Raw genomic sequence first — 25,264 nt, forward strand, 5'->3', positions numbered from 1 at the left:
GATCGTAACATTTATTTTCATAATTTCACTGCTTGTTACATAAAATTACGTAGAGACGCACCTCCAAAAACGCCTCTACAAAAACCCTAAACTACAAAACCTCCCTACCCAAATAAACCTGTAAAACCTCCGGTACTTTAATCGTCCCATCAGCTTGCTGATAATTCTCCAAAATCGCCGCCATAGTCCTTCCCACAGCTAAACCAGAACCATTTAAAGTATGTACAAATTGCGTCCCTTTCTTACCAGCTTCCTTAAACCGAATATCCGCCCTTCTTGCTTGAAAATCAACACAATTAGAACAACTAGAAATCTCTCGATACTTCCCAGAAGATGGCAACCAAACCTCTAAATCATAGGTCTTTGTTGCCCCAAAACCTAAATCACCAGTACATAAATTAATCACTCGATAAGGCAACTTTAAACCCTGTAAAATTGACTCTGCACTAGCAACTAACTTCTCTAATTCCTCAAAAGAATCTTCCGGTTTTACTAACTTCACCAACTCAACTTTATTGAATTGATGCAACCGAATTAAACCCCGCATATCCCGTCCATAACTTCCCGCTTCTCGCCGAAAACAAGGAGTATAAGCACAGTGATAAATTGGTAAATCTTCCGCATTTAAAATTTCCCCCCGATAAAAATTTGTAACGGGAACTTCCGCAGTCGGAATTAACCACAATTCATCATCTGCACATTTAAAACTTTCTTCCGCAAACTTGGGTAATTGTCCAGTTCCCGTTAAAGAATCAGTATTAACTAACAACGGTGGACTAACTTCAATATACCCATTTTCAATATGCTTAGAAAGCATAAATTGAATTAACGCCCTTTCTAAAGCAGCACCCGCACCGATCAAACTCACAAACCGACTTTGGGCAATTTTTACCGCTCTTTCAAAGTTCAAAATTCCCAATTTTTCCCCAATTTCCCAATGCGGTATAATACTCTGATTTTCCGGTTTATATTCATCTCCCCATCTTCTCACTTCTGGGTTATCATCTTCACTTGCACCGATGGGAGTAGAATCACTAGGAAGGTTAGGAAGTGCTAAAAGTAAATCTTGAATTTGCGCTTTTAACTCTTTTTCCTGGGGTTCTAAATCGCTTAATGTGATTTTAATATTATTCCCCTCTTCCTTTAAAGCGAGAATTTCCTCACTTTGCGGACTAACACCCGATTTTATCTTTTGTCCTACCAGTTTACCAATTTCATTACTCCGCGCTTGTAAATCGTTGCGTTTTGCTTCCAGTTCCCGTTGTTTTTGACTTAAATCTAATATAGGTTGAATGTCATATTTACCACTACGACTGTTCAACTTTTCTTGTACTAATTGGGGGTTTTCTCTAATTTGTTTAATATCCAGCATTGGTGAATTTTGTGAGTTTTTGTCAATTGTACTTGATGGAGGTGATTCTTCGTAGGGGTTTAGCAATGCTCAGTAGTGTCAACTGAAGCTAAACATGGTTTATCTGTTAGCTTCCACACCCCCCATGAAATGAATTATGGCTTACGCCACGCTACGCTATCATGGCTAATCGCTAAAGTTTACTAAAGTAAACTCTCAATTTTCTGGTATTTTTAGTCATCTTTAGATGACTTTTGCTATTAGACTGGGAATTCATTCCCAGTCGGGTTATCGGTTTTAGGTTAAGTTGACATCAATGAAACTCTTGCTTTACCCTTACTTGCATCATCAATCATATCTATTATTAACACCAGTTTTATACAATAACCATCCAAAATCATCAAATTAATCAAAATCCCTTTTTCATCCGCGTTTATCTGCGTTCATCTGCGTTCTACTCTCAATATAGAATGTAGGTTGGGTTGAGAAACGAAACCCAACATTTAGAGAAACGAAACCCAACATTTATAAGATATTGATAAGATTTTGTTGGGTTGCGCTATCGCTTAACCCAACCTACAAAATATGATAAACTAAAACTAAAATCAGGAGGTTTTCAGCAATGATGACATCTGAACCAGTAATTTTAAATATCAAAAATGTTGGTTTAAGTGATGAACAATTTTATCACCTCTGTCAAACTAACGAAGATTGGAAACTAGAAGAAACAGCTAAAGGAGAATTAATTATTATGCCTCCAGTGGGTGCAATTAGTGGTAATAGAGAATCAAATTTTAATGGATATGTTTGGTTATGGAATTTGCAAACTAAGCTAGGAAAAGTCTTTAGTTCTTCCACTATTTTCACTTTACCTAATGGTGGTAAACGTTCCCCTGATGTCGCTTGGATAGCTAATGAACGTTGGGATGCTTTAAGCATTGAAGAACAAGAAAAATTTCCTAGAATTTGTCCTGATTTTGTTATAGAATTACGTTCTCGTACCGATTCTTTAACTCAACTACAAGATAAAATGCAGGAATATCTTAATAGCGGTTTACGTTTAGGTTGGTTAATTGATCCACAAAATCAACAAGTAGAAATTTATCGTCAAAATCAACCAGTAGAAATTCTATCATTACCAACAATTTTATCAGGAGAAGATGTTTTACCAGGATTTACTTTAGATTTATCTCTCTTCCATGATTAATAATACCAATTACCAATTACCAATTACCCATTACCAATTACCCATTACCAAACTATTTTGTAATCCGATTTAATAAAAATAGTGAAGCTATAAGTCCTGAAAAATGCGCTGATACAGTATTTATGTTTGCCTGTACTACAAGCATATCTAAACCGCTAATAATCCGAGTGGGGTCAAATAATTGCGTTGTTACTGCTTGTGGCGAAATTGACCTAGCCACCAATGTACCTACAATCGCTTGCGCTCCTAGCAGTGTAACTAATATTCCTCCTAAATTTACCCATACACCTAATCGTATGATTTGTACACTTTCAAGTTTCCTTGGGCGGTTACTGGGATTAGGGGAATCTAGTTGTTTACCAATTGTTGTATACCGATAGGCTAAGTAAATACCCGCACCTAAAACAATTAGTCCACAAACCGCTAAAAATACCCCAAAGCCTGTTCCTGGGTTGTTACTGGGGCTGCCTGGTCTTTGACTAAAAAAGGCAAATAATATCACTATTATACCAGAAATTACACCTAAAACTAATTGTATCCAAAAACTAATCCAACCTCCCAAGCGAAACATTTGGGCGATCGCTCTAATATTAGCGGATGGAGTTTCAAAATTTTGTGTCATAAGAAACTGGGGATTGGTGACTGGGGACTGGGGATTAGGAATTGCTAAAACACAATTATTGTCTGTCCAAAAAATCCTGACAATCCCTATCAAGAATAATTGATAATAAGTAAGTCTGGTTTAGTAAAAAACTCAAATTTAGCTATGGATAATACTATTGTGCAATCTACTTTCCTACTCACTTTGCTTTTATCAGTAGGACTATTTTTCTTTATTCGCGCTTCCACAAAAGACCGCACCGAACAAGCAAAGTTAATCTCTGAAAAAGATGAAACTGCTTTAATGAACCAACTTAAAGATTATTTTCGCTCCCGTTCATACCGTGTAACATCTATAGATAAAGAAAGAAATCAGGTAAATTTTGAAGGATTTGTTAGACCTAGCTGGTTTTTAGCTATATTCTTAACTATTTTAGCCGCAGTTGGTTTTGCTTGCCTCTCTTTGGTTTTATCTCAGCTTTTTTCTAGTCACAGTCCATTTTTCCTGGTTTTAGTCCTGCTGTCACCATTAAGTGGTATATTTTATTGGCGCAAAGCAGGAAGACTTGAGAAAGTGTCACTCAAAATGGAGTCTACTCCAAATGAACAACACTCCTCAAGTATAATTACTGTCATCGCCCATCGTGATGAACTCGCTGAGTTACAAAAGGCATTACAGTTAAAAATGGTTGACTAAACTTGATTTGTTAGTCCAGGCTTGACAATCGCATCCTGATGATGAACTGCTAACTTCTGACAGACTTTTGAGGAAAGAGAACAGTAGGGAGGAAACACACCAAATCTTATATGGGTAGTTTTGCTTTTAGATACATTTAGCAATTCAAGCTCATTATATCTAAGCAAAACATATTCTTGTGTGCTTGATTTTGTTGTTACTCCCTGCTGTATGATTATCCTGTATATCAAACTATGCAATCTAAAAATGCACAGGATTTGACAATCTAAAGTGAATTAGCTCTACTGACAGTTCAGCTACAAACTTAAAAAAAATTGAATTTTTGCATAAACTGATCAATTTTGCCAGTTAATTAATGTCACAGTCAGAAGTAAGAATTAGGATTGAATGCGTAAGAGATCATTTTAGAACTTAGCGACTTGCCACAGCCACTAATTCTTGTTGACTAGCTGGAGTTTCCAACACTCTCAGACTAGGAAATAGAAAATGATTCTCTTCTACGTATTGAGCGCCAAACAGACCTTTTTCCGCCCAGAAATAACGGTCTGTAGTGTGTTCGTTGCGTTTTACAAGTAGCAAGGCAGGAGGCAAGATACCTTCAGCTTGAATGAATTTTCTCGCTGCTGTCACAGGTTTATCTTCGCCACTTTCTATGCTGTACTGAGGTACGTGTTCTAGAATCCGTCGTCCTTCCTGACGACGACGACTTTTCCGTTTGCGTCTCCTTGCCAACCTATTGTCCTCCTCTTTCAAGCTATAAGTTTGTAGTCATAGCTACAAAACCCGTCGTAATTATATAAGTTATAATTGAAAAAATCAATGGTTTTTAACCTTTTGATACAACTAAAGTCATCTGTTAGCAATTTAGAAAAATTATCAGTAGCAAAGTATCGTGTACATTACAGTATAAATCACTAGAAAATCGCAAATGTATCAAGTTTTTTGGTCTTAGGGAATAGGGAACAGGGAACAGAGAATAAATTGCTGTGTAATTCATTAGACTGTAAAACGCTATAAAATATTTAGTACAGCAGAAGGCAGGGAAGGTAGGGGGAGCAGGGGAAGATTAATAACCCAATCCCCAGTCCCCAGTTACCTGCTATCAGTTGCTAGTCCATCATCCTGAGCAAGAACTAAAAATGTTAATTTCTGCTAGTTCTGATTTTATTGCTCTATGCAAAGAGCAAATATCTCTGTTAACCCAAGGAATGGGAGCGTCTTTGAGTGTTGTCTATTTAACTCAAGAATTAGTAGACACTTCCACAGGTGAAGCGCAATTAATTCCAGTGGTGGTTTACCCAGAGACAGCAAGATTAACACAAGCAGAGGATCTGGTTCAAGGTCAAGACAACAAGCAAATAAAATTTAGTAAAATTTTGGCATTACCAGACCAACGGGGAAAGTTATTGACAGCAGGTTCAGCTTCTGATCCTCCATCCCCAGAGTCAGAAAATACAAATACACCCCTACCAAATTTAGAAGATGAATATATATTCAGTGGTAATCAAATTGTTTTACCTCTGATTTATGAAGGTGTGATGATGGGGTTATTGGTGACAGGAAGGGAAGATCGACCTTGGAATGAATCGGAAGAAAGGGAAATTCAGCGTATAGCTAAAACCTTAGCGATCGCCTGTATTTTAGATCAGCGTCGAGCTTGGTTAGAGGAGCAGTTACATCAACAACAAGTTCTGCAAGAACAACAACGGGATTTATTGGATAATCTTTTACACCAGTTTCGCAACCCTTTAACAGCTATTCGCACGTTTGGGAAACTGCTGTTTAAAAGATTGCGGCCAGCAGATCCTAACCGAGATGTAGCCACCAGTATAGTTAGGGAAAGCGATCGCCTCCAAGAATTATTACAACAATTTGATCAAGTTATAGACTTAACAGATGCAGATTTAACCCCCATTCCTCTGCCAGAATCTAAAATTCTTGTGGAAGCTTCTGTGCAGAAACCAGCCAAACCACCCCTATTATTACCAGGAACAGGAGAAAATATTATTGATTGTCACTTACAAGATTTATTAGTACCATTATTAATATCGGCTCAAGCTATTGCCCAAGAACGAAATCTGGAATTAATAGCAGATATTCCTGAAACTTTACCATTAGTAAAAGCTAATATCAAAGCATTCAGAGAAGTATTGAGTAATATTATTGATAATGCCTTGAAATATACCCCGGCTGGTGGTAAAATTTGCATACAAACCGGACTGCAAAAAGATAATTTTCAAGGTTTAGCTATTAGTGATACAGGTCCTGGTATTCCTCCAGAAGATTTAAAGCATTTAGGAGAAAGACATTATCGGGGTGTACAAGCACAAACACAAATTCCCGGTACTGGTTTAGGAATTGCGATCGCTAAACAACTAATTGCACAAATGCAAGGAGAAATCGCAGTTTTTAGCCCTGCATTAAATTCCAACATTACTTCCCTAAAACATCCAGGAACTACCTTTATTATTTGGTTGCCGGAAGTAGGTGACAGGTGACTGGGGAATTGGGAATTGAGAATTGGGTAATCAATTTTATTTTTCCTAATCACCCATCACCAATCACCCATCACCCATCACCAATCACCCATCACCAATCACCAATCACCAATCACCCATCACCAATCACCCATCACCACTATTGCACAGAAACTAACAGATTTTGATTAATTGTCATTTCTAAATCGGTGTTAGGTTCAATAGCAATTAAATCCACACTATTTCTACCAAAGAAAAGACCAATCAAAGCCCCAATACCAGCACCTCCGAGAACTTCTTCTGTAGCCACAGCGCGATCGCCTGTCACCGCAGATACCGCTGCTGCTGCTCCTGCTCCCAATATAGTATTTCTGATAATTGAACTGGTGCTAGTGCCTTTCCTCACAGTTTCCACTTTGGTAATCACATCAGAACTAGCACTCACATTATATTCTTGCCCTGTGGTTAAAACTAATTTTTGTGCTACAAATTGAGAACCACCTTGAGCCGGTCTAAGTTCACCTATCACCTGACTCCCCGCAGGAATCACTACTCTACCATCTTGGGTAATTACACTTTGTGATGTAGTTAAAGTTAAAGGTGCAGTTTCATCTTTAGTTACGAGAATTTTTTCAGCCCGTTCATACTTGACAGGAATCACAGTTCCTTGGGGAATGGTAACAGTTGTAATCGGTGGTGGTGTGGTTTGCAGAGCTACAATATAAGGTGAATTAATAGCCGCAGCCTGATTAGCACTAACTAAAGCTTGGTAAATAAAAGCCGCTACCTGCGCTCTGGTTGCAGTTACACCGGGATTGAGAAATCTCACATTAGGATAGTTAACTACAATTCTTCTCTCAGTGGCAGCTGCAATAGGAAAGCGGGCATAGCCAGAAATACTGCCAGAATCATTGAATAATTGTAGAGTGTTTTCAACATTACCACTAGCAGCATATTCTAAACCGTTAGCCAAAGAAACTAAAACTTGTTCACGGGGAATAGCTTGATTAGGTCTAAAAACATTGCCAGGATATCCTGATAAAAAACCAATAGAGTAAGCTTGTCTAATGGCGTTATATGCCCAAGAATTACTAGGGACATCATTAAAATTGATAGGTTGCCGCTGTGCAGATTTGCTAAAAGCTTTGTTAATCATGGCGGCAAACTGCGCCCGTGTCACTGGTTCTTCGGGACGAAATGTACCATCAGGAAATCCCGCAATTACACCCCGTTGTGATAATTGTTGAATAAATTGTGATGCCCAATAATTAGATGAAACATCAGAAAAACCAGTTTGTGCTAAGGTTGGTGCAGATGTTATTAAAGGTGTTACACTGCCAACTGTGACACTCAAAGCCATGACTAAGGCTGTTTTTGATTGCAAGCGATTTAAAGTAAACATTGATTTTACTCCTGTAAAAATTATAAGAAGGAACAAGGAACAGGTAACTTTTAACAGGGGATAGGAAAAACATGAAAAGTCTTTTGCTATCTGACTTTGATAATCACTGTTTGTCGTAACCTACCTAGTAACTGCTTTATTTGTTTTTTTTGTTATCTACTCTGTTAACTACTTAGACAATTTTCACCTTAAACTGTTCCCAGTTGTTTCTTGAATTTGTAAATAGTTTTACTTTTAGGTTTACTGTCATTGATAGAAATACGAATTTAGTAACAGCAGTGAATTATGACTTTAGTCATCTACTTTAGTCATCTATTAAATATTGTTTTTAACATAAAATCAAGCGATCGCACACAATCTTGGCAATGGCGATCGCTTTTTCAGCATCATCAAACTCACGACTGCAATTATGTTAAGTCTAGTTACGAGATAGTACCAAATTGGATAAAAGTGTGATATCTAAATCCTCTTCCGGCCGCAAAACGAAAACATCAGCTTGTTTTTTTCGCAACAGCACACTTGCTAAAGCAGCCGCAGCAGCACCACCAATAGGTTCTAAAGTTTCAATTTTCTTGTTACCTGTCAGTAGTGAAATCACAGTAGCTGCACCAGCACCAATAGCAGCATCAGTTAAAACCTGTCCAGTATCAGTTCCTTTGGAGATTTTTTCAGTTTCGGTGATAGTGCGAGAATTAGCATTAATCTGTAACCGTCTTCCAGTGGCAAATACTAATTCTCTAGCTACAAAGCGTACACCTTTTCTATCGTTACTACTAGAAAGGTTAACTGGTTCTAGTTCCCCTACCACTTCAGTTCTCGCTGGAATCAACACATTTCTGTTACTGTCAATAATATCATTAGCTATTCTCAGCGTTAGAGGTAATCTTTCTCCAGGATTCACAATTACTTTCTCTTTTTCATAAGTCACAGGTAAGGTGACATTTGCCGGAATGGTAATGGTTCGGGGTTGGTTAATATTGAATTGTGCTTGAGCAGGAGCAAAGGTAAATAAAGGGGTGACAGCACCTGTAGTAATGGCTATTGTCATCAGGGCCGCAGTTCCAGACTGCCAACTCATAAGACTTCTCATATATGATATTTCCAATGATATGGATAGATTTGATGACGTGGGTTGACCCGGATAGTTTCTTCTATTATCAGTTATCCGTTAGCAGTTGACTTGCACAGTAGATATAGTGCTATGTTAGATGACAGGTGACGCACTTGACTATATATGACTATTACTTAGTCATTCACTGACTTAAAGCGATAATAGCAATAAGTAACTTGACGCTCCCCGCCTTAAAAGGACGGGGATTCTTGTTTCAATGAGTAACCTTGCCCAAACTTGTTACCAAATCTGGGTAGAGGGTCATCTCTCCACAAGCGTTAAAAGTTTCCGTCCGCCCGACGGTACTTAAATCATAGCCTGTCTGTTTTAGTGCCTTCGCTAAAATGTTGATTGCAGCGTTGTGGTCACGGTCAAGAACGCACCCACAGTTACAAACATGAGTTCTAACTGACAGTGATTTTTTGACAATTTCTCCACAATTAGCACAATTTTGAGAAGTATATTGTGGTGCAACTGGTACAACCACACGCCCGTAAATCTTCCCAAAATATTCTAACCATTGAGTAAACAGCGACCAACTAGCATCACTAATTGACTTGGCTAGTTTGCTATTTTTAAGCATATTTCTCACTTGCAGTTTTTCAAACGCCACTAAATCGTTAGATTTAACCACGCACAATGCTTGTTTTACAGCAAAGTCTTTACGTTGACGGATCGCCCAGAAAAAACAAAACAGCCAACAAAAATCAGCATGAGTAATGAATAAAATGAAGAAAACATTTCAAAACACGCAGTAACTGACCCTAAAAAGTGTCGTGAAATAGCTGATAAGTATGGATGGGAACTACTGCGGGTAGAACCTACAAAATCTAAAATCCTTAAATTCGACTGTGTTTTTCAGGGTGCTACTCAGTTTCCCAGTTACCAAGAGGACAAAAAAGATGAGTAAGTACATTATTTTTAAAGCTGAGGATGCAAGCTCTCAACAGTGGGAACAAATGCTATTGGCTCACACAGGAGCTTATACCGACATCCTTGCAGAACATTACGACGGCTCTAAAAAACCAATTCCCCAACCAGGATACAGACTAAGAGATTTTCACACAGTTGAAAAATTTATTGATCCTCAATTTCCAGGTGCGAGTACCCATAGCAGGGTAGGAGATTGGGAAGTGACAAGAGTTGAAGAATATGTACCCAATTTACCTACAGGTGGTTTTGAATCAGTAGTGATCTGTTATTGTCACTACTCTCCTGTGGTTACTCCCTTAGAACCATTACCTAGACTTGAATTTGCACAAGAACTACAACAAGTTTAGATAGCAAATATACAGCTACATATTCCCAAACAAAAACCCGCCCTTGGGCGGGTTAAAATTCGTAGGTTTAATCAAACGCCTACATCACAACTAACTCAACTTAGAAGCTGAAGGTTGTACGCAAAGTACCTACATAAATTGTGTCATTATTATCGTTGTGTTCAGGATTGAAAATCACCAACAAACCAGGAGTAATCAGAATGTTATCGGAAACCTTCATCTTATACAAACCTTCTAAATGGTAAGAAGTGCTGGCTTCTTTAGTAATACCACCACTACCACCAGTAACTTTAGGTGGTTGACCAAAGACTAAACCAAGAGTGTTACCTTCTCTACCAAAGTCTTTCCAGCCCAGGGTAGTACCCCAGTAAAACATATCTGCATCTCTGTTGGTGTTGCCAGTAAGAGCATTAGCTGTGGTGTAACCAACCCAACCACCCAGTGTTACCTTAGCACTGGGGTTGAAGCTCAGTTGTAACCCGTAGTTGTCCGCTTCAGTTCTAGTATCACCACCAAAAGGACGATTAGCAGAGGTACTGCCTGTACTGCCGAAGAGATTGACAGCGTCAGACCCAGTACCACCTCGTTGGTAAGTGCGAGCGTAAGCTAAACCAACATTGAAAGATTTACTGGGCTTAAATGCTAACTGACCGAAAATAGTGTTGCTACCATCAAACAAGCTTCTACCATCAGCTGGATTGGCAGCATTATTTCTACCTGTAGCAAAATAAGCTGCACTTAAATTCAATGCTCCTTGAGGATTAACGTTAACAGTGATACCTGTACCATCACCTGCTTGGCGATAGATGGGGCTGAAACGTCCATAACGAGAGAGCGCACCTGAACCACTGCTTGCAAAGTCAGGGTTGAAAACGTTAACGTTTTCGTTCAACTCACCACCTGTAGCGTCAATCCTGACACGGATTTTTTCGCTCAGGTTGAAAGCGTAGTTGAGTTTGTCAATAGTAACACTGTTGCCACCGCCACTTTCATAACCCAGTTGGGTCATGTTCGTACCTGTGACATTTGTATTTAATGATGTAAAGTTACCTGCATTCAACCGGGTTTGCAACATATCCTTACCAGTAAAGCTGCTTTGCAAGCTTAACCGCACCCGGTTGGAGAAAGTTATGTTGCTGTCTAAATTAGGATTGTCATCGGGGTTGTTGTTTTGATCAGCTTGTTTATCCCCAAAAGCTTGGGACACACCGAAAATCGCTTCCCCTCTCAGCTTGGTAGTAGTAGAAAACTGATTAGCTTCTAACTCAGCAGTACGAGCTTCTAAAGCATCAACGCGACCACGCAGAGTTGCTAGTTCAGCAGAAAATTCTTCTTGTAATCGTTGCAAGGTAGCTAAATCTTCCTTGCTTACCATATCAGCGGTAGCAGTAGCAATCAGTTCGTTAACTCGGTCTAAGCAAGCATTCAAACCTGCTGCAAATTCATACCGACTCAAAGCACGATTACCGCGGAAAGTACCATTAGGATAACCTGCAACACAACCGTAACGCTCAACTAATGACTGCAAAGATTGAAACGCCCAGTCAGTGGGTTGCACGTCGGAAAATTGAGAAACAGATGTTACTTGACCGATGCTATTAGCTTCTTGAGATAACTGTGCAACACTGGTTGCTTGTTGATTGACTTCGTTTGCTAAGGCACTGTTAGCAGACAGCAAGGTAGCTGCAATAACTGGACTAACTTTTAGAACATTCCAAAATAGTTTTGTCATGTTTTTACTCTCACTCACACCTAAGGAATTTTGATGATTATGATAAAATACCCGAAGTTTTCAGGGCATTTACACATAAAATTCTTTGTATTCACTATACCTTATTTATTGTATCCTGCACAAGTCCCAAATTAATATTTTAAGTTAATTTTTGGAAGAAATACTGGTTAATTGGCTCTGTAAATTCAGCACAATACTGCGTCTATGACGTGATATTTTCCCTTCTTCCTCAAATTTCTGCAATAGTCGTGTAACTGTTACTCTCGTTGTGTTCAACACCTCTGATATCTCTTGATGTGTAAGATTTAAATCAATCAACTTACCCTGTTCTATATCCCGACCAAATTTTTCACTCAACCACACCAAAAATTTCCACAACTTTAGAGAAGTTGGCTTACGATGTAATATGCTCAAAAGTTCCTCTGTTTGCTGAATATGGTGTAACAATGCCTTTATCTCTTCATGCCAGAGATGGGGCGGTATCAAAGTTGCTTCTACACTTGTCAAACACTCAATTTGATAGGGGTTGACTTTTGACAATGGATAGCCAACTATATCTCCTAAACTCCAATAACCCAAGGTGATATATGTTCCATCTTCATTCCAAGTCAAGGTACGAACTATCCCTCGATCAATACGCCACAATACATCATTGCTGACTGGAATTATTGACCGACGAGTAAATATTTGTTGGTTTAAATATTTGTTTTTAGGGTAGATGAGGGTTTCAGTTGTGGAAAACATCATTTTTAGTTAGATGGGTATAAATTTAAATAACGTAAGTTGCTAGTTCTGCAAGAAAGGCTCTCAAATCGAAGTAAGAAGGATAAGTAGACAGCAAAAAAGCAGGGAACACCATTATAATTCATTCTTTCTCCTGACTCCTGACTCCTATTCCTAACTAGCAACTTGGGTTAAATACATGAAATACAGTATTTTGATAATTCGGTTTTGCTGAAAAAGTCTTTTCGTGGAGTTAGGGAATAGGGAATAGGGTTTTAGAGGATTTGGTGTACGTAGTTCTGTATGGCTTACGCCACGCAAGCTATCAGAAATCAATCAGAAATCAAATAGTAATCCTAATAGATTTTAGATGGAAGATATTTTTACGCTATCTTGCATTGACTGTAATATTCAAAGTTTAAGAATAGGTAAGCTTTTAGTGAAATGTATGTTATTTAGGGTTTGATGAATAAGGACAAAAGCAAGATATATCAAGGGCTACAGGCTAATAAAGAAAGAAATTAGTGCAAGGGTTTTGAAGAATAGATTGGAAAAACTGTGCATTTCTAAAATCTAAAATTTTCTTCCCCATCTCCCCTGTCTCCTGCCTCCTGCCTCCTGCCTACCGTTGTCCTGTGACAATATATGCAACTCGTTGTCCAATATTAGTAGCGTGATCTGCCATTCGCTCTAAACAGCGAATTGCTAGTGTTAATAGTAGAATTGGCTCAATAATCCCTGGAACATCTCGCTGGGATGCTAACATCCGATATAAATTTTCATAAGCACTATCTACAGCATCATCCAAAAATTTGATACGCCGACCACTGACTTCATCTAAATCTGCTAAAGCTACTAAACTAGTTGCTAACATTGCTTGAGCGTGGTCAGACATCAGCGCAATCTCTGTTAAATAAGGATGAGGTGGATAAGGAAATATTTTAATGGCTATTTCCGCTAAATCCTTGGCATAATCTCCAATACGTTCTAAGTCTCGTACTAATTGCATAAAGGCACTAAAACAACGTAACTCTTGAGATGTAGGTGCTTGCAGTGTCATCATGGATGTACAATCTGATTCTATTTGTCTATAAAAGTGGTCAATTTTTTTATCTAATCGGGGAAGTTCCTCTGCTGCGGTTAAATCGCGATTAAATAAAGCTTGATGGCTCAGGCGAAATGATTGTTCTACCAAAGCTCCCATACGCAATATATCGCGCTCTAAACGCCTAATGCTGCGTTCAGGTTCAGGTCGTTCAAAGTTGGGATTATAAAAAACAGCTTTCACATCTTTAATCTCAAAATTTTATATATTCTTAACTATAGTCTTCACTTAGTGGGTTTGCCATGACTTGAGGCAGGTGAATTTGTATCCAAGCACCACCTGTTTCGGGATGGTTCATGGCCTTGATTGCGCCACCGTGGGCTATAATTATCTGGCGGACGATGGACAAACCTAAACCACTACCAGTAATTGCGGTTTCACTACTTTCAGGCTCATGGTGTCTGGCTTTGTCTCCTCGGTAAAATCGATCAAAGACGTGGGGTAAATCTATAGGCGCAAAACCAAGACCAGAATCAATGATATTAATTTCCAATAGTTGAGATTGATGATCGTTGATTATAAATTCACTCACAGAAATCACGTTAACTTCAATGTGAATATTAGTGTGAGGGAGGGTGTATTTAATACAGTTATCTAATAAATTGACAAATACTTGGTGGATGCGGGATTTATCAGCGTGGATGCTGATGCTTTCTAAACCGGAATAACAAAGATTAAGATTGTGATATTGCGCTAATGGCTCTAAATTTTCCCACACTGAGAAAATCAGCGATCGCACTTCCACCGTTTCCAGATGTAACAACATGGTGGAGTTAGTTTCCATTTGCGTCAATTCTAACCAACTTTGCACCAAATTAATCAGCCTGTCAACTTCCTGCATCAAACGCCTAACCCAACGATCCAAGGGGGGATCTAAACGGCTTTGCAGGGTTTCTGCTACCAGACGAATAGAAGTGAGGGGTGTTCTCAGTTCATGAGCGAGATCAGAAAAAGAGCGATCGCGCTGCTGATTCATATCTAGCAGTGGTTGGCGATTTTCCAAGAATACACCCACCTGTCCTGCTGGTAAAGGTAAACTGGTAGCCTCCAAAGCCAAAGGCTTTAACTCTAACATAGCTTTAGCATGATCACGGGAAGGGTGAAAAATCCATTCTCGCACCTGCGGTTTTTGCCAATCACGGGTTTGCTCAATTAATTGATCAAGTTCATAAGACCTTACCAACTCTAACAATAAGCGCACCTGTCCAGGTTGCCACCTTTGCAGATGCAATATTTCCCGTGCTTGCTGATTACACCATAATAGTTGATTTTCCTCATCTACTTGCAAATATCCTAAAGGTGCAGAATCAAGCAGTTCTTTGTAGGTTTGCAATGACAACTGCAAATCTTGTTGCTGTTGCTTCACCATTGACATTTCCTGCCGCAAGCGGGGCAGCAGAGGCAATACTATTTTATAAGAATGGGAGTTTAAAGGCTGGATCACTCGCTCCAAATAACTATTGAGTTGAACCTGTTGCCAAAGCCAAAAACCAAGGCCGACTGCCAAACCCAGAAGAAATCCCAATAAGAACATTTGAGTCGTTAGTTGCTATGTAATTACTCAAAACTAACAACTATATGCACCAGTTAGCCAAAACGATAGCCAAAACCTCTCACAGTCACAATATACTCTGGATGACTGGGATCTTGCTCTAATTTTTCCCGTAACCAGCGGATATGAACATCTACTGTTTTGCTATCACCTAGAAAATCAGGTCCCCACACCTGATCTAACAATTGCTCCCGTGACCATACTCGACGAGCATAACTCATAAATAGTTCCAGCAAGCGAAATTCTTTTGGTGATAAATTTACCTCTTTTCCCCGCACCAACACCCGGCATTCTTGAGGATTTAAACTAATATCTTTATACTTGAGTACGGGTATTGATGGTAAATTACTTAAACGTTGCCGACGGAGTAGGGCGCGACATCTAGCCACCAGTTCCCGCATACTAAATGGCTTGGTTAAATAGTCATCTGCTCCTACTTCTAAACCCAGAACTCGGTCAGTTTCACTACCCTTAGCACTGAGAATAAAAATAGGTACTGAGTTACCTTGATGACGCAGTAACCTGCAAATATCTAATCCATTAATTTGCGGTAGCATCAAGTCTAAAATTACCAAATCAAAAGCAGATTCCTCTGAATTGGATCCGCAATTTCTGAGATACTCTACAGCAGATCGGCCATCATTAGCAGTGATGACTTCATAACCTTCTTCTTCCAAAGCCATAACTAGCATTTCTCGGATGAGTTCTTCATCTTCTACTACTAGAATGCGGCTAGTTTGTCCAAGTTCCGCTTTAGCAGAATATTTAGTTAATTCAGTGGTATACATTGATAGCACAAGGTTTTGAGACTGTACTCGTCTTGATAATTGCTTAACTACTCATCATCTACATTGATTGCAGAGTAGCTATTTGGGGCTGATTGTATTGAATATCACAACTCAAATATATCATAAATCACATTTCCTAGCAATGAACAAGTATTTTCGACGACTTTAGACATCTCCAGAAAAAAATTATGGAACCTATTTATGGTGGCTGGTGGAAGCTTATGGGATATCTAGATGTCTGATTTTTCCGTTAAATTATCGTTTAAAAATAAAGGTACAAAGCTAGATCCCATGAAAAACACCTAAAAAATTAATATACTTGAGAAGGTCATAACTTGCGTTTTCATATCCATATATTCCCTTTAAGCAAAAGCTCAAATTGTGACCATAAATAATAAATAATTGATAATTATCAATTGTCAATTGTCAATTATCAATTATCAATTAATCTATTCTGTTTTTGGTTTTCCTATTCCTTTTGGTGGTTGTGGTCTTTTGCTTTTGGGGGTATTATTTGGTTGCCCTTTTGGGTTATTTTGTTTGGAATTACTGTTTTGGTTAGACATGAGATTTATCTGTAATATTTAGTGCCGATTTTATCTACATCAGCAATATCTATTATTCCCGAAATCTATCAGAAATATTACTGATGTCACCTATTTAAGCAAAGCTAGAAAAATCCAAATTGGGTGGAATATCTTGAATACGTCCAGGACCAATGGCTTTTAAAGCTTCATTTAACAAGATATCCCCAGTATACAAAGCTTTACCCACAATTACACCTGTGACTCCTTGGGGTTCTAAAGATAATAAACTTAACAAATCGGTAACAGAACTAACACCACCAGAAGCGATGACGGGTATAGAAATTGCTGCTGCGAGTTCTCGTAATGCGTCTAAATTCGGTCCTTGTAATGTACCATCACGGTTGATGTCGGTGTAGATGATAGCTGCTGCACCTAATTCTTGCATTTGGGTAGCGAGTTGGGTAGCTAAAACTTCCGAGGTTTCTAACCAACCGCGTGTAGCAACTAAACCATTACGGGCATCTATACCAACTATAATCTGTTGGGGAAATTCTTGACAAAGTTCTTGGACTAGCTGGGGTTGTTCGACTGCCACAGTTCCCAGGATACCCCATTGCACACCGAGATTAAATAATTGTACAACACTAGAGCGATCGCGTAAACCTCCACCAACTTCAATGGGTACTGAGACTACATTACAGATGGCTTCAATGGCTGCTAGGTTAACGATTTTACCAGCTTTTGCCCCATCTAAGTCAACTAAGTGTAATCTTGTTGCACCTTGGTCTACCCACATTTTCGCAGTTTCGGCGGGGTTTTCGCTGTATACTTGCGATTGTGCATAGTCGCCTTTATATAGTCGTACACAACGACCTTCTAATAAATCAATTGCTGGTATTACTTGCATAATTGATGATTGGTGATTGGGTCATTAATTTTATGTTTCCCCATTATTACCTATTCCCCATTCCCACAAAAAGACTTTCTCAGCAAACCCTAAGAGGTTGTTGGAAAAGTCTATTAGACATCTCCAGAAAAGAAATTATGGAACCTATTTATGGGGGCGGGTCGAAGCGGGATATCTAGATGTCTGATTTTTCCGTTAAATTATCGCCCATAAGCTTCGCCCCTACAACTTATGACAAATTAATACATTCTATTTTGGAGAGGTCTATTGTAGTTAATGAACTGGTGCAAGTAGGAATTGAAAAAATAATTCGTACAGGTACTTGCAGTTCAATTCACCCTCATATACCCGTTGGTAGTATAGTATAGTGGTGCTTTGTGTCGTCAAGGTGCAGTAAATGATATTGCACCAGTGGAATATCCAGCAATAGCAAATCCGTTTTTAACAGTTGCTTTGCTAAAAGTTGCACAAGAATTATAATGTAGAGTATTATTTGGGTATTACTGCTTCAGTAAATACCTTTTATGAAGGATAAGAAAGAAATGATTCAGCTAATTCTCATTTAATAGCGATCGCCTGTAGGTTGGGTGATATTGGGTTTTTCTTCACTCCAACCTAATGTCTATAAGTTTTTATTTTAGGTTTTAAGATTTTGTGCATTTAGTGTGCATTTAGTTTGTATAGCTTTTGCGGGCAAAATGCCCGCATCACAAAAACAACATCAGGATTATTGGATTTAGGTGTGTAACATCTCAGTAATTAAGGAGATTACTATGAAAAATTTGTTGCTCATTCCTTCTGCTGTTTACGATATTTTGTTCAATTTTGCTCAATCTGATGGGTTTTGGGGGAACTGGCAAACGGCTTTTGGCACAAGTTATGATGTTATCAAGGCTACAGAATTACTACAGCAGTGGCAAAGTCGAGATTTCAGTCAACTTCCCTCAATTGAGGTAGTGAGTGGTGAAGTTTTGGGGACAGCGAATGGTGCTTATGCCAGCAGCAAGAATAAGATTTATTTATCAGATTCCTTTTTAAATACAGCTTCCTCATCCGCGATAGTTAATGTGATTTTAGAAGAAATTGGGCATTATGTGGATGCTCAAATCAATCAGGTGGATAGCGTGGGAGATGAGGGGGCGATTTTTGCGGCACTAGTACAGGGTGAGGTATTATCTCCCGGTGTATTAGCACAATTAAAGACTGAAGATGATAGAGGTTGGCTAGAAGTAAATGGTCAAAAACTAGAAGTAGAGTATAACAACCCCACCGTGAGTCTATCCCTCACCTCACCCAACACAGTTACGGAAGATGGATCACAAAACCTATTCTATACTTTCACCCGCACCGGGGATACTACCAATTCCCTAACTGTTAACTTCAACGTAAGTGGAACTGCCACCTTCAACAGCGACTATGTGCAACGCGGTGCCACCAGCTTTGGCAGTTCTACGGGTAGCGTTACCTTTGCAGCAGGGTCTAGTGTAGCCATTCTCACGCTAGATCCCAATTCGGATGTGGTTAGTGATGGTAATGAAACGGTAGCACTGACCTTAGCAGCAGGGACAGGATACTCAGTGGGTACTACCAGTGCAGTAACTGGAACGATTTTGGACAACGACGTGTCCCCCGGAACAGTCACCCGCACCCCCATTGCTCCCGCCTCTCCGGGCAGAACTCGGCATGAGTATCGTAATAATGGTGCCTTTGCAGCGTTGAAGAGCGACGGCTCCGTCGTCACTTGGGGAGTTTCTTCCTGGGGTGGCGATAGCAGTGGGGTGGCCAGTCGCCTCAGTGGTGGAGTGACTCAGATTTTCTCCACTGAGCGTGCCTTTGCAGCGTTAAAGAGCAATGGGTCTGTTGTTACCTGGGGGGACTCCACCTATGGCGGAAACAGTAGCACTGTAGCCAGCCGACTGACTTCTGGAGTCACCCATATTTTCTGCGCTGAGCGTGCCTTTGCGGCGTTAAAGAGCGATGGTTCTGTTGTTACCTGGGGAAGTTCAGCTTATGGAGGGGACAGCAGCAGGGTAGCCAACCAATTGACTTCTGGAGTCACCCAAATCTTTTCCAATGGAAAAGCCTTTGCAGCCCTCAGGAGCGATGGTTCTGTTGTTACCTGGGGATACTGGGGGAATAGCAGTGATGTGGGCAGTCAGATGGGTGTCACCCATATTTTCTCCACTGGTAATGCCTTTGCAGCATTAAAAAGCAATGGTTCCGTTGTTACCTGGGGTGGTTACCTGACAGGAGGGAACAGCAGCAGGGTAGCCAACCAATTGACTTCTGGAGTCACCCATATTTTCTCCACTGGTACTGCCTTTGCAGCGCTAAAGAGCAATGGTTCTGTCGTTACCTGGGGACATTCGCTTTATGGGGGTAGGAGCAGTAGTGTAAGCAGTCAGCTGGCATCAGGTGTCACCCAGATTTTCTCCACTGACGCGGCATTTGCGGCGTTAAAGAGCGATGGTTCTGTTGTTACCTGGGGGCACTCCAGCTATGGAGGGGACAGCAGTAGTGTGAGCAGTCAGCTGGCATCAGGTGTCACCCAGATTTTCTCCACTGACGCGGCATTTGCAGCGTTAAAGAGCGATGGGTCTGTTGTTACCTGGGGGAACTCCACTAATGGAGGGAGCAGCAGTAGTGTGAGCAGTCAGTTGGCATCAGGTGTCACCCAGATTTTCTCCACTGACGCGGCATTTGCGGCGTTAAAGAGCAATGGGTCTGTTGTTACCTGGGGGGACTCCACTAATGGAGGGAGCAGCAGTAGTGTGAGCAGTCAGTTGGCATCAGGTGTCACCCAGATTTTCTCCACTGACGCGGCATTTGCTGCGCTGAAGGGCGATGGTTCCGTTGTTACCTGGGGGTACTCTACCTATGGAGGGGACAGCAGTTGGGTGTCCAATAAACTGAGTAGTGGGGTGGTCGCCTTCGCAGACCCGTTTAATGACGATCGCCTGGTTCCTTTATCACCAACACCCACCATCACCCTGGCAGTGGCTCCTGCCACCGTCACCGAAGATGGAACGTCCAACCTAATTTACACCTTCACCCGCACGGGAGTTACTAGTAATGCCCTGACCGTCAACTATACAGTCGGCGGAACTGCCACACTAGGAACTGATTATACAGGAATTGCCACCGCAGGCACCACCAAAACCGTCACCTTCGCTGCTGGTTCATCCACTGCTACAGTTACAGTTGACCCCACTGCTGATACTACGGTAGAAAGTGATGAAACCGTTGCCCTGACTTTAGCATCCGGAAATGGTTACACCATTGCTACAACAAATGCAGTCACAGGGACAATTACCAATGATGATCCCTTTACTGGTACTACTAACGCTGACACCTTAATCGGTACAACTGGTGCAGATACCTTGATCGGACTTGCCGGCAACGATACTTATACCGTTAATCATGTAGGTGACATTGTTACCGAAGCTCTCAACGCAGGAACTGATTTAGTCAACGCATCTATTTCCTATACCTTACCTAATAATGTGGAAAACCTGACCTTGACAGGAAGCAGCAATATTAATGGTACGGGTAATAATTTGAATAACACCCTCACTGGTAATAGTGGCAATAACACCCTCAATGGTGGTTTAGGTAATGATACTCTCACAGGAGGAGTAGGAAGTGATATCTTCGTTTTCCAATTTGGACAATCCCTACTATCAGGAGCAGACCGGATTACCGACTTTGCCATCGGCAGTGATAAAATTGACCTGTTGACCTCCTCCGGTGGAGCTATGAATGCTCCTACTGCCTTCACTCGTGCGGCTAATAGTACAGCCACTACCTTAGCAAATATGGTCAATAGTGTATTTATTGATGCTAATGGAGCATTAACTGGTAATCAGGCTTTAGGGGTAAATAGTGCAGCTTTAGTCAGTGCCACAACTTCCGGTATTGCCGGGACTTATTTAGTCATTAATGATGGTGTGGCTGGTTTCCAATCTAGTAATGACCTATTGGTAAATATCACAGGATACACTGGTACATTACCAGCTTTGGGTACTATTGCTGTTAGTAGCTTCTTTATCTAAGCGCCTAAGCTATCCTTCTGTGATTTGGTAGTCAGTTTAACCCAAATCACCCTAAAATTTCTTGATCCCAACCTAAGAAGTGGTTTAAAAACTTTTAGGTTGGGTTGACAAAAGGAAACCTAACACCACTTATTACCCACATTCCGCACCATCTAATATTTACTAATCTCTTAAACTCCATGACTTGGCTATATTTCTCACTGGCGGCTGCTACCTTTGAATCTCTGCGAGATGTCTTGAGTAAAGTTGTCACAAATAAAGGCAATCAACCCTTAGATGAGTATTTAGTTGCCTGGGCGCTAAGGGTTAGTAGCTAGTTACTGTTTTCTTAACTAATACTAACAAATACTAACATTTGCTCAAAATTTACACTCATCTGCTCTTGATGACAGAATTACAGTAAAATACTTGTATGTTACTAGGATTCAAGACCCAACTCAAGGTTAACAAGCAACAACTACTACTACTGGCACAACACGCAGGAGTAGCTAGTCACGCTTGGAATCAAGGATTAGCACTTTGTCAGCAGGTATTATTACATAACAAACTTAATCCTCAAGAAAAGATTAAATTTCCCACAGCCATAGATTTACATAAATGGTTAGTAGCAGCCATTAAATCTACCCATCCTTGGTATTATGAAGTATCCAAATGCGCCCCTCAATACGCATTAAGATATCTCTCAGATGCCTTGAAAGCCTTCTTTAAAAAAAGTAAAGGATTTCCTAAGTTTAAGAAAAAAGGGAGACATGATTCTTTTACCTTAGATGGGTCAATAAAAATTGACTACAGAAAGGTAAAAGTACCCGTAATTGGTTGGCTGAAAACTTATGAAATTCTCCTTAGATAGAAATAATTGTAGAGGTTTATTTGCCATAGGTTCACGTTCTTATGCTAATTGTACATCTGAGGTCATGTCAGCTGCTCGACAGGCACTTAATTTTATCGGTAGTTGATACAAAACATCCAAATTTATAACCCACCTTCCGCACCCTAAACTGTCACACAACGAAAAATGGTCGTTTGAGGATTTGAGATTAGCGAACTGCTTGCAGCAGCGCTTCGCTATCGCCACCTAAGATTTAGAACATTTTGTATCAAAATTATCATCAAAGGTATTCAAAAATCCGAAATTACCGCTTGTGACACTGGGGGGTGCGGAATGTGGGTTATACAGCATTTCCCGGTGTAATGAGGCACACTTGATTTTAAGACACAAGGTAAAATTCAAGAAACAAGAAGATTAGACTGTACCTCATAACAAAGGAATCTGCTGTAAATAACAGACCGATTTTATCAAGTCGTAGGTTGGGTAGAGCGATAGCGAAACCCAACATTTCCAAAAATAAGATGAATACGCGCACCGCAAAATTTTTATCATTAATATATGTATATCAAAATTTCCTCAATCGCTGTAACTACATAACCGGCAAAATAATAAATGAAAAAAATAAATATTGTTACTCAATTATCATTACTAGAACGATATTTAATTTCTGAAATTATTCCCATTTTATTATTTAATATTATTATTGTTACCGTAGTAACAGAATCAATTGGTATATCATTTGAGCAATTTAACTTCCTCTTTAATCAACAAATATCTTTTAATGACTTAATATATTTGCATATTCTTAAACTACCTGAGTTTATTGTTATTTCTGCACCAATTTCTATTTTAATGACCACAATATTAGTTTACAATAAATTATCAAACACCAGTGAAATTATTGCTTTACAAAGCTGTGGAGTGAGTTTATATAAATTGCTATCTCCAGTTATTAACCTTAGTATTATTATTGGATTAATATTATTTATAGGCAATGATTTTATCGTTCCTGCTACTAACTATAAAGCTGCTATTACCCTGGAATCATTGATGAATATCAACCGAGAAAGTCTGAAAAATGATGATGTTGTTTATCAGGAATTAGCAAAAATAAATGAGCAGAAAATATCAAATAAAAATAAGTATCTTAAATACTTATTTTATGCAGAAAAATTCAGCAATGGCAAAATGAGCAATGTTACTTTATTAATTAGAGACACCCAGGGATTAAAAGTAATTATAAACTCTAAATTTGCTGCATTGTATGACTACAAAAAATGTTTTTATTTTTATGATGGTGTAAAAAGTATAATTAATCCAGATGGTTCTTATGGTGAAGCAATTAAATTTGAAAAATTGATGATTGATTTACCTAATATATCTCGGCAATTTCAACTAGATAGAGAAAAGTTAGATGATAGAGAAATGAATATATTTCAGATATACCAACGATTATTAGTTGCCGAAAAATTAGGGTATACAACTAAAATAATTAAGTTAAAACTTAATCTATTTAAACGATTTAATTTACCTATTTCTTGCATTGTCTTTAGTTTATTAGGTTCGGCTATCGGAATTAATTTACAACCAAGAATTAAATATAATAGTTTTAGCCTGACTTTAGTAATCATTGGCTTAATGAAAATATTTGAGGCTATGATAAATGCTTTAATACTATCAGAAAATATCTCAATTTTTGCTATTTGGCTACCAAATATATTTGCTACTGGTGTCAGCTTTTATCTATTACAAAAAAAAATTGTTAAGTTGCTAGGTTGATTTCAATAATAAAACTCAACGTACTGCTCGTTAGTTTAGCAAACGTTGAAATTCAATGCGTTTATAGCATATCTGTGGATAAAATTGAAAAATTTTTCATGCACTGATAGAATTTATCTGGTTAATTTGATTTTTTTCAACAATGAAAGCTGATCAATGTTGGGTTTCCTAAAGTCAACCCAACCTACATCTACATACCCAATTTACTCAGAATCAGTAGGTAAATTATTAGGATCAACTCCTTGCGATCGCAAATAAGCTATTAACCTTTCTTTCTCCTGACGTTCCTGTTCTGTTCGTTGACGTTCTTGTTCAATCAGTTCTAAAGCCCAAGGTAACAAATTACCTGTTTCATCCCACCATCGCAACCAATAGCCAGTACGACCTTCTTTTGTACCTTGCCAAGTTCCTAAAAATAGTCCCATTGACTCAATCCAATGACGACCATTTTCGTCTGGTTGCTTTAATTCATAACGTCCATTTTCCAGTTGATAATATTCTAATAATCCTCCATCTGGATCAAAAATAATATAAATAGGAACTTGCAAAATCTGTTCATAAAAAAACCATTTTCCCGGCGGATAGGTACGTTTAAATGAATATTCTCCGCCGTCTTTATCTGACAAAAATTCCATAACTACAGCCGGTACATCCCCTTCTAAATGGGGTGTATAGCTTTTCCGTCCTGGTAATATTTCTTTAACCGAAGGTATATATAGCCAATCTGGTGCTTTGGCGATAAATTGCTCATTTAATGTGGCACATAAAGCAAAATTGACAGCAATTAACATCTGTGGTTGAATAAATCCACTGATTTCTAAACTTTCACACAAAGCACCTGCTAAAAGTGGTTGTCCTGTATTGTCCACTGGTTCATCCTCTAGTTGAAAATTATCGGGTAACGCTTCCCATGAGATAACCAGTCCCGTCTGTGATTTACTTTCACTGAGTAGGGTTGCCATAAAAGTTACCTTTACTTGATTTATTTTTATTCTATCATCTGAATTTCATCTATTATTATTTTCGTAGTGAGGACTTCAGTCCTCCAAGGAGGAATAAATTCCTCACTACACTACAATCAGTAGTGAAGACTTCAGTTCTTAAATGAGGAATAAATTCATCACTACAATCAGTAGTAAGGACTT

21 protein-coding genes and 1 pseudogene are annotated in these 25,264 nt (G+C 39.2%); 9 read left to right on the forward strand and 13 right to left on the reverse strand.

The window, feature by feature from the left end:
• Positions 1-91: 91 nt before the first annotated feature.
• On the reverse strand, positions 92-1,372 hold the full coding sequence (serS, locus tag IQ237_RS04730) for a serine--tRNA ligase (protein ID WP_194052884.1): 1,281 nt from the start codon (positions 1,370-1,372) through the stop codon (positions 92-94).
• Positions 1,373-1,976: 604 nt separating this feature from the next.
• Between serS and IQ237_RS04735 the strand changes: the two genes are divergently transcribed.
• On the forward strand, positions 1,977-2,558 hold the full coding sequence (locus IQ237_RS04735) for a Uma2 family endonuclease (protein WP_375539896.1): 582 nt from the start codon (positions 1,977-1,979) through the stop codon (positions 2,556-2,558).
• Positions 2,559-2,610: 52 nt separating this feature from the next.
• Here the strand turns inward: IQ237_RS04735 and IQ237_RS04740 are convergent, their stop codons facing one another.
• On the reverse strand, positions 2,611-3,180 hold the full coding sequence (locus IQ237_RS04740; protein WP_194052886.1) for a DUF3611 family protein: 570 nt from the start codon (positions 3,178-3,180) through the stop codon (positions 2,611-2,613).
• Positions 3,181-3,324: 144 nt separating this feature from the next.
• Between IQ237_RS04740 and IQ237_RS04745 the strand changes: the two genes are divergently transcribed.
• Complete coding sequence (locus IQ237_RS04745; protein ID WP_194052887.1) at positions 3,325-3,855, forward strand: cofactor assembly of complex C subunit B; 531 nt, start codon at positions 3,325-3,327, stop codon at positions 3,853-3,855.
• Positions 3,856-4,266: 411 nt separating this feature from the next.
• Here the strand turns inward: IQ237_RS04745 and IQ237_RS04750 are convergent, their stop codons facing one another.
• Complete coding sequence (locus tag IQ237_RS04750; RefSeq protein WP_096572014.1) at positions 4,267-4,587, reverse strand: DUF3155 domain-containing protein; 321 nt, start codon at positions 4,585-4,587, stop codon at positions 4,267-4,269.
• 407 nt (positions 4,588-4,994) lie between these two features.
• Here IQ237_RS04750 and IQ237_RS04755 point away from each other — a divergent pair, with 407 nt between their 5' ends.
• Entirely contained in the window at positions 4,995-6,353 is a 1,359-nt protein-coding gene (locus IQ237_RS04755) for an ATP-binding protein (protein WP_194052888.1), read from the forward strand.
• Positions 6,354-6,492: 139 nt separating this feature from the next.
• Here IQ237_RS04755 and IQ237_RS04760 read toward each other — a convergent pair whose 3' ends face one another.
• On the reverse strand, positions 6,493-7,734 hold the full coding sequence (locus tag IQ237_RS04760; protein ID WP_194052890.1) for an S-layer homology domain-containing protein: 1,242 nt from the start codon (positions 7,732-7,734) through the stop codon (positions 6,493-6,495).
• Between the two features lie 285 nt (positions 7,735-8,019).
• On the opposite strand from IQ237_RS04760, the gene IQ237_RS04765 reads away from it, so the two are divergent.
• Complete coding sequence (locus IQ237_RS04765) at positions 8,020-8,190, forward strand: hypothetical protein (protein ID WP_194052892.1); 171 nt, start codon at positions 8,020-8,022, stop codon at positions 8,188-8,190.
• Here IQ237_RS04765 and IQ237_RS04770 read toward each other — a convergent pair.
• Positions 8,153-8,824 carry a conjugal transfer protein TrbI gene (locus tag IQ237_RS04770; RefSeq protein WP_194052894.1) on the reverse strand — a complete coding sequence of 224 codons (672 nt, stop codon included), beginning with the start codon at positions 8,822-8,824 and terminating at the stop codon, positions 8,153-8,155. The genes IQ237_RS04765 and IQ237_RS04770 overlap by 38 nt on opposite strands.
• A 235-nt stretch (positions 8,825-9,059) precedes the next feature.
• A pseudogene (locus IQ237_RS04775) lies at positions 9,060-9,518 on the reverse strand (RNA-guided endonuclease InsQ/TnpB family protein); the annotation flags it as partial.
• Between the two features lie 229 nt (positions 9,519-9,747).
• Here IQ237_RS04775 and IQ237_RS04780 point away from each other — a divergent pair.
• Positions 9,748-10,125: a hypothetical protein gene (locus IQ237_RS04780; RefSeq protein WP_194052896.1), complete on the forward strand. Its 378-nt coding sequence runs from the start codon at positions 9,748-9,750 to the stop codon at positions 10,123-10,125.
• 100 nt (positions 10,126-10,225) lie between these two features.
• On the opposite strand, the gene IQ237_RS04785 is transcribed toward IQ237_RS04780, so the two are convergent.
• From IQ237_RS04785 to hisA, 6 genes are all read right to left on the reverse strand, one after another.
• Positions 10,226-11,857 carry an iron uptake porin gene (locus tag IQ237_RS04785; protein WP_194052898.1) on the reverse strand — a complete coding sequence of 544 codons (1,632 nt, stop codon included), beginning with the start codon at positions 11,855-11,857 and terminating at the stop codon, positions 10,226-10,228.
• Between the two features lie 144 nt (positions 11,858-12,001).
• Positions 12,002-12,604: a Crp/Fnr family transcriptional regulator gene (locus IQ237_RS04790; protein ID WP_194052900.1), complete on the reverse strand. Its 603-nt coding sequence runs from the start codon at positions 12,602-12,604 to the stop codon at positions 12,002-12,004.
• Between the two features lie 598 nt (positions 12,605-13,202).
• Positions 13,203-13,868, reverse strand: coding sequence for a phosphate signaling complex protein PhoU (phoU, locus tag IQ237_RS04795; RefSeq protein WP_194052902.1), 666 nt, complete (start codon positions 13,866-13,868; stop codon positions 13,203-13,205).
• Between the two features lie 28 nt (positions 13,869-13,896).
• Positions 13,897-15,219, reverse strand: a complete 1,323-nt coding sequence (locus IQ237_RS04800) for a PAS domain-containing sensor histidine kinase (RefSeq protein ID WP_194052904.1) — start codon at positions 15,217-15,219, stop codon at positions 13,897-13,899.
• Between the two features lie 53 nt (positions 15,220-15,272).
• Positions 15,273-16,025: a winged helix-turn-helix domain-containing protein gene (locus tag IQ237_RS04805; protein WP_194052906.1), complete on the reverse strand. Its 753-nt coding sequence runs from the start codon at positions 16,023-16,025 to the stop codon at positions 15,273-15,275.
• A 660-nt stretch (positions 16,026-16,685) separates the two neighbouring features.
• Entirely contained in the window at positions 16,686-17,459 is a 774-nt protein-coding gene (gene hisA / locus IQ237_RS04810) for a 1-(5-phosphoribosyl)-5-[(5-phosphoribosylamino)methylideneamino]imidazole-4-carboxamide isomerase (protein ID WP_187040865.1), read from the reverse strand.
• A gap of 773 nt (positions 17,460-18,232) precedes the next feature.
• On the opposite strand from hisA, the gene IQ237_RS26110 reads away from it, so the two are divergent.
• The 4 genes from IQ237_RS26110 to IQ237_RS04835 all read left to right on the forward strand — a co-directional run bounded on the left by IQ237_RS26110 (position 18,233) and on the right by IQ237_RS04835 (position 24,119).
• Positions 18,233-21,511: a bluetail domain-containing putative surface protein gene (locus tag IQ237_RS26110; RefSeq protein ID WP_228019685.1), complete on the forward strand. Its 3,279-nt coding sequence runs from the start codon at positions 18,233-18,235 to the stop codon at positions 21,509-21,511.
• A gap of 179 nt (positions 21,512-21,690) precedes the next feature.
• Positions 21,691-21,828, forward strand: a complete 138-nt coding sequence (locus IQ237_RS04825) for a hypothetical protein (protein ID WP_194052908.1) — start codon at positions 21,691-21,693, stop codon at positions 21,826-21,828.
• Positions 21,829-21,923: 95 nt separating this feature from the next.
• Positions 21,924-22,361, forward strand: a complete 438-nt coding sequence (locus IQ237_RS04830) for a helix-turn-helix domain-containing protein (RefSeq protein ID WP_228019688.1) — start codon at positions 21,924-21,926, stop codon at positions 22,359-22,361.
• A 591-nt stretch (positions 22,362-22,952) separates the two neighbouring features.
• Complete coding sequence (locus tag IQ237_RS04835) at positions 22,953-24,119, forward strand: LptF/LptG family permease (protein WP_194052910.1); 1,167 nt, start codon at positions 22,953-22,955, stop codon at positions 24,117-24,119.
• A gap of 203 nt (positions 24,120-24,322) precedes the next feature.
• Here IQ237_RS04835 and IQ237_RS04840 read toward each other — a convergent pair whose 3' ends face one another.
• On the reverse strand, positions 24,323-25,081 hold the full coding sequence (locus tag IQ237_RS04840; protein WP_194052912.1) for a Uma2 family endonuclease: 759 nt from the start codon (positions 25,079-25,081) through the stop codon (positions 24,323-24,325).
• Positions 25,082-25,264 lie beyond the last annotated feature (183 nt).

It is taken from the genome of Sphaerospermopsis sp. LEGE 08334 (genome assembly GCF_015207205.1).
GTDB lineage: Bacteria > Cyanobacteriota > Cyanobacteriia > Cyanobacteriales > Nostocaceae > Sphaerospermopsis.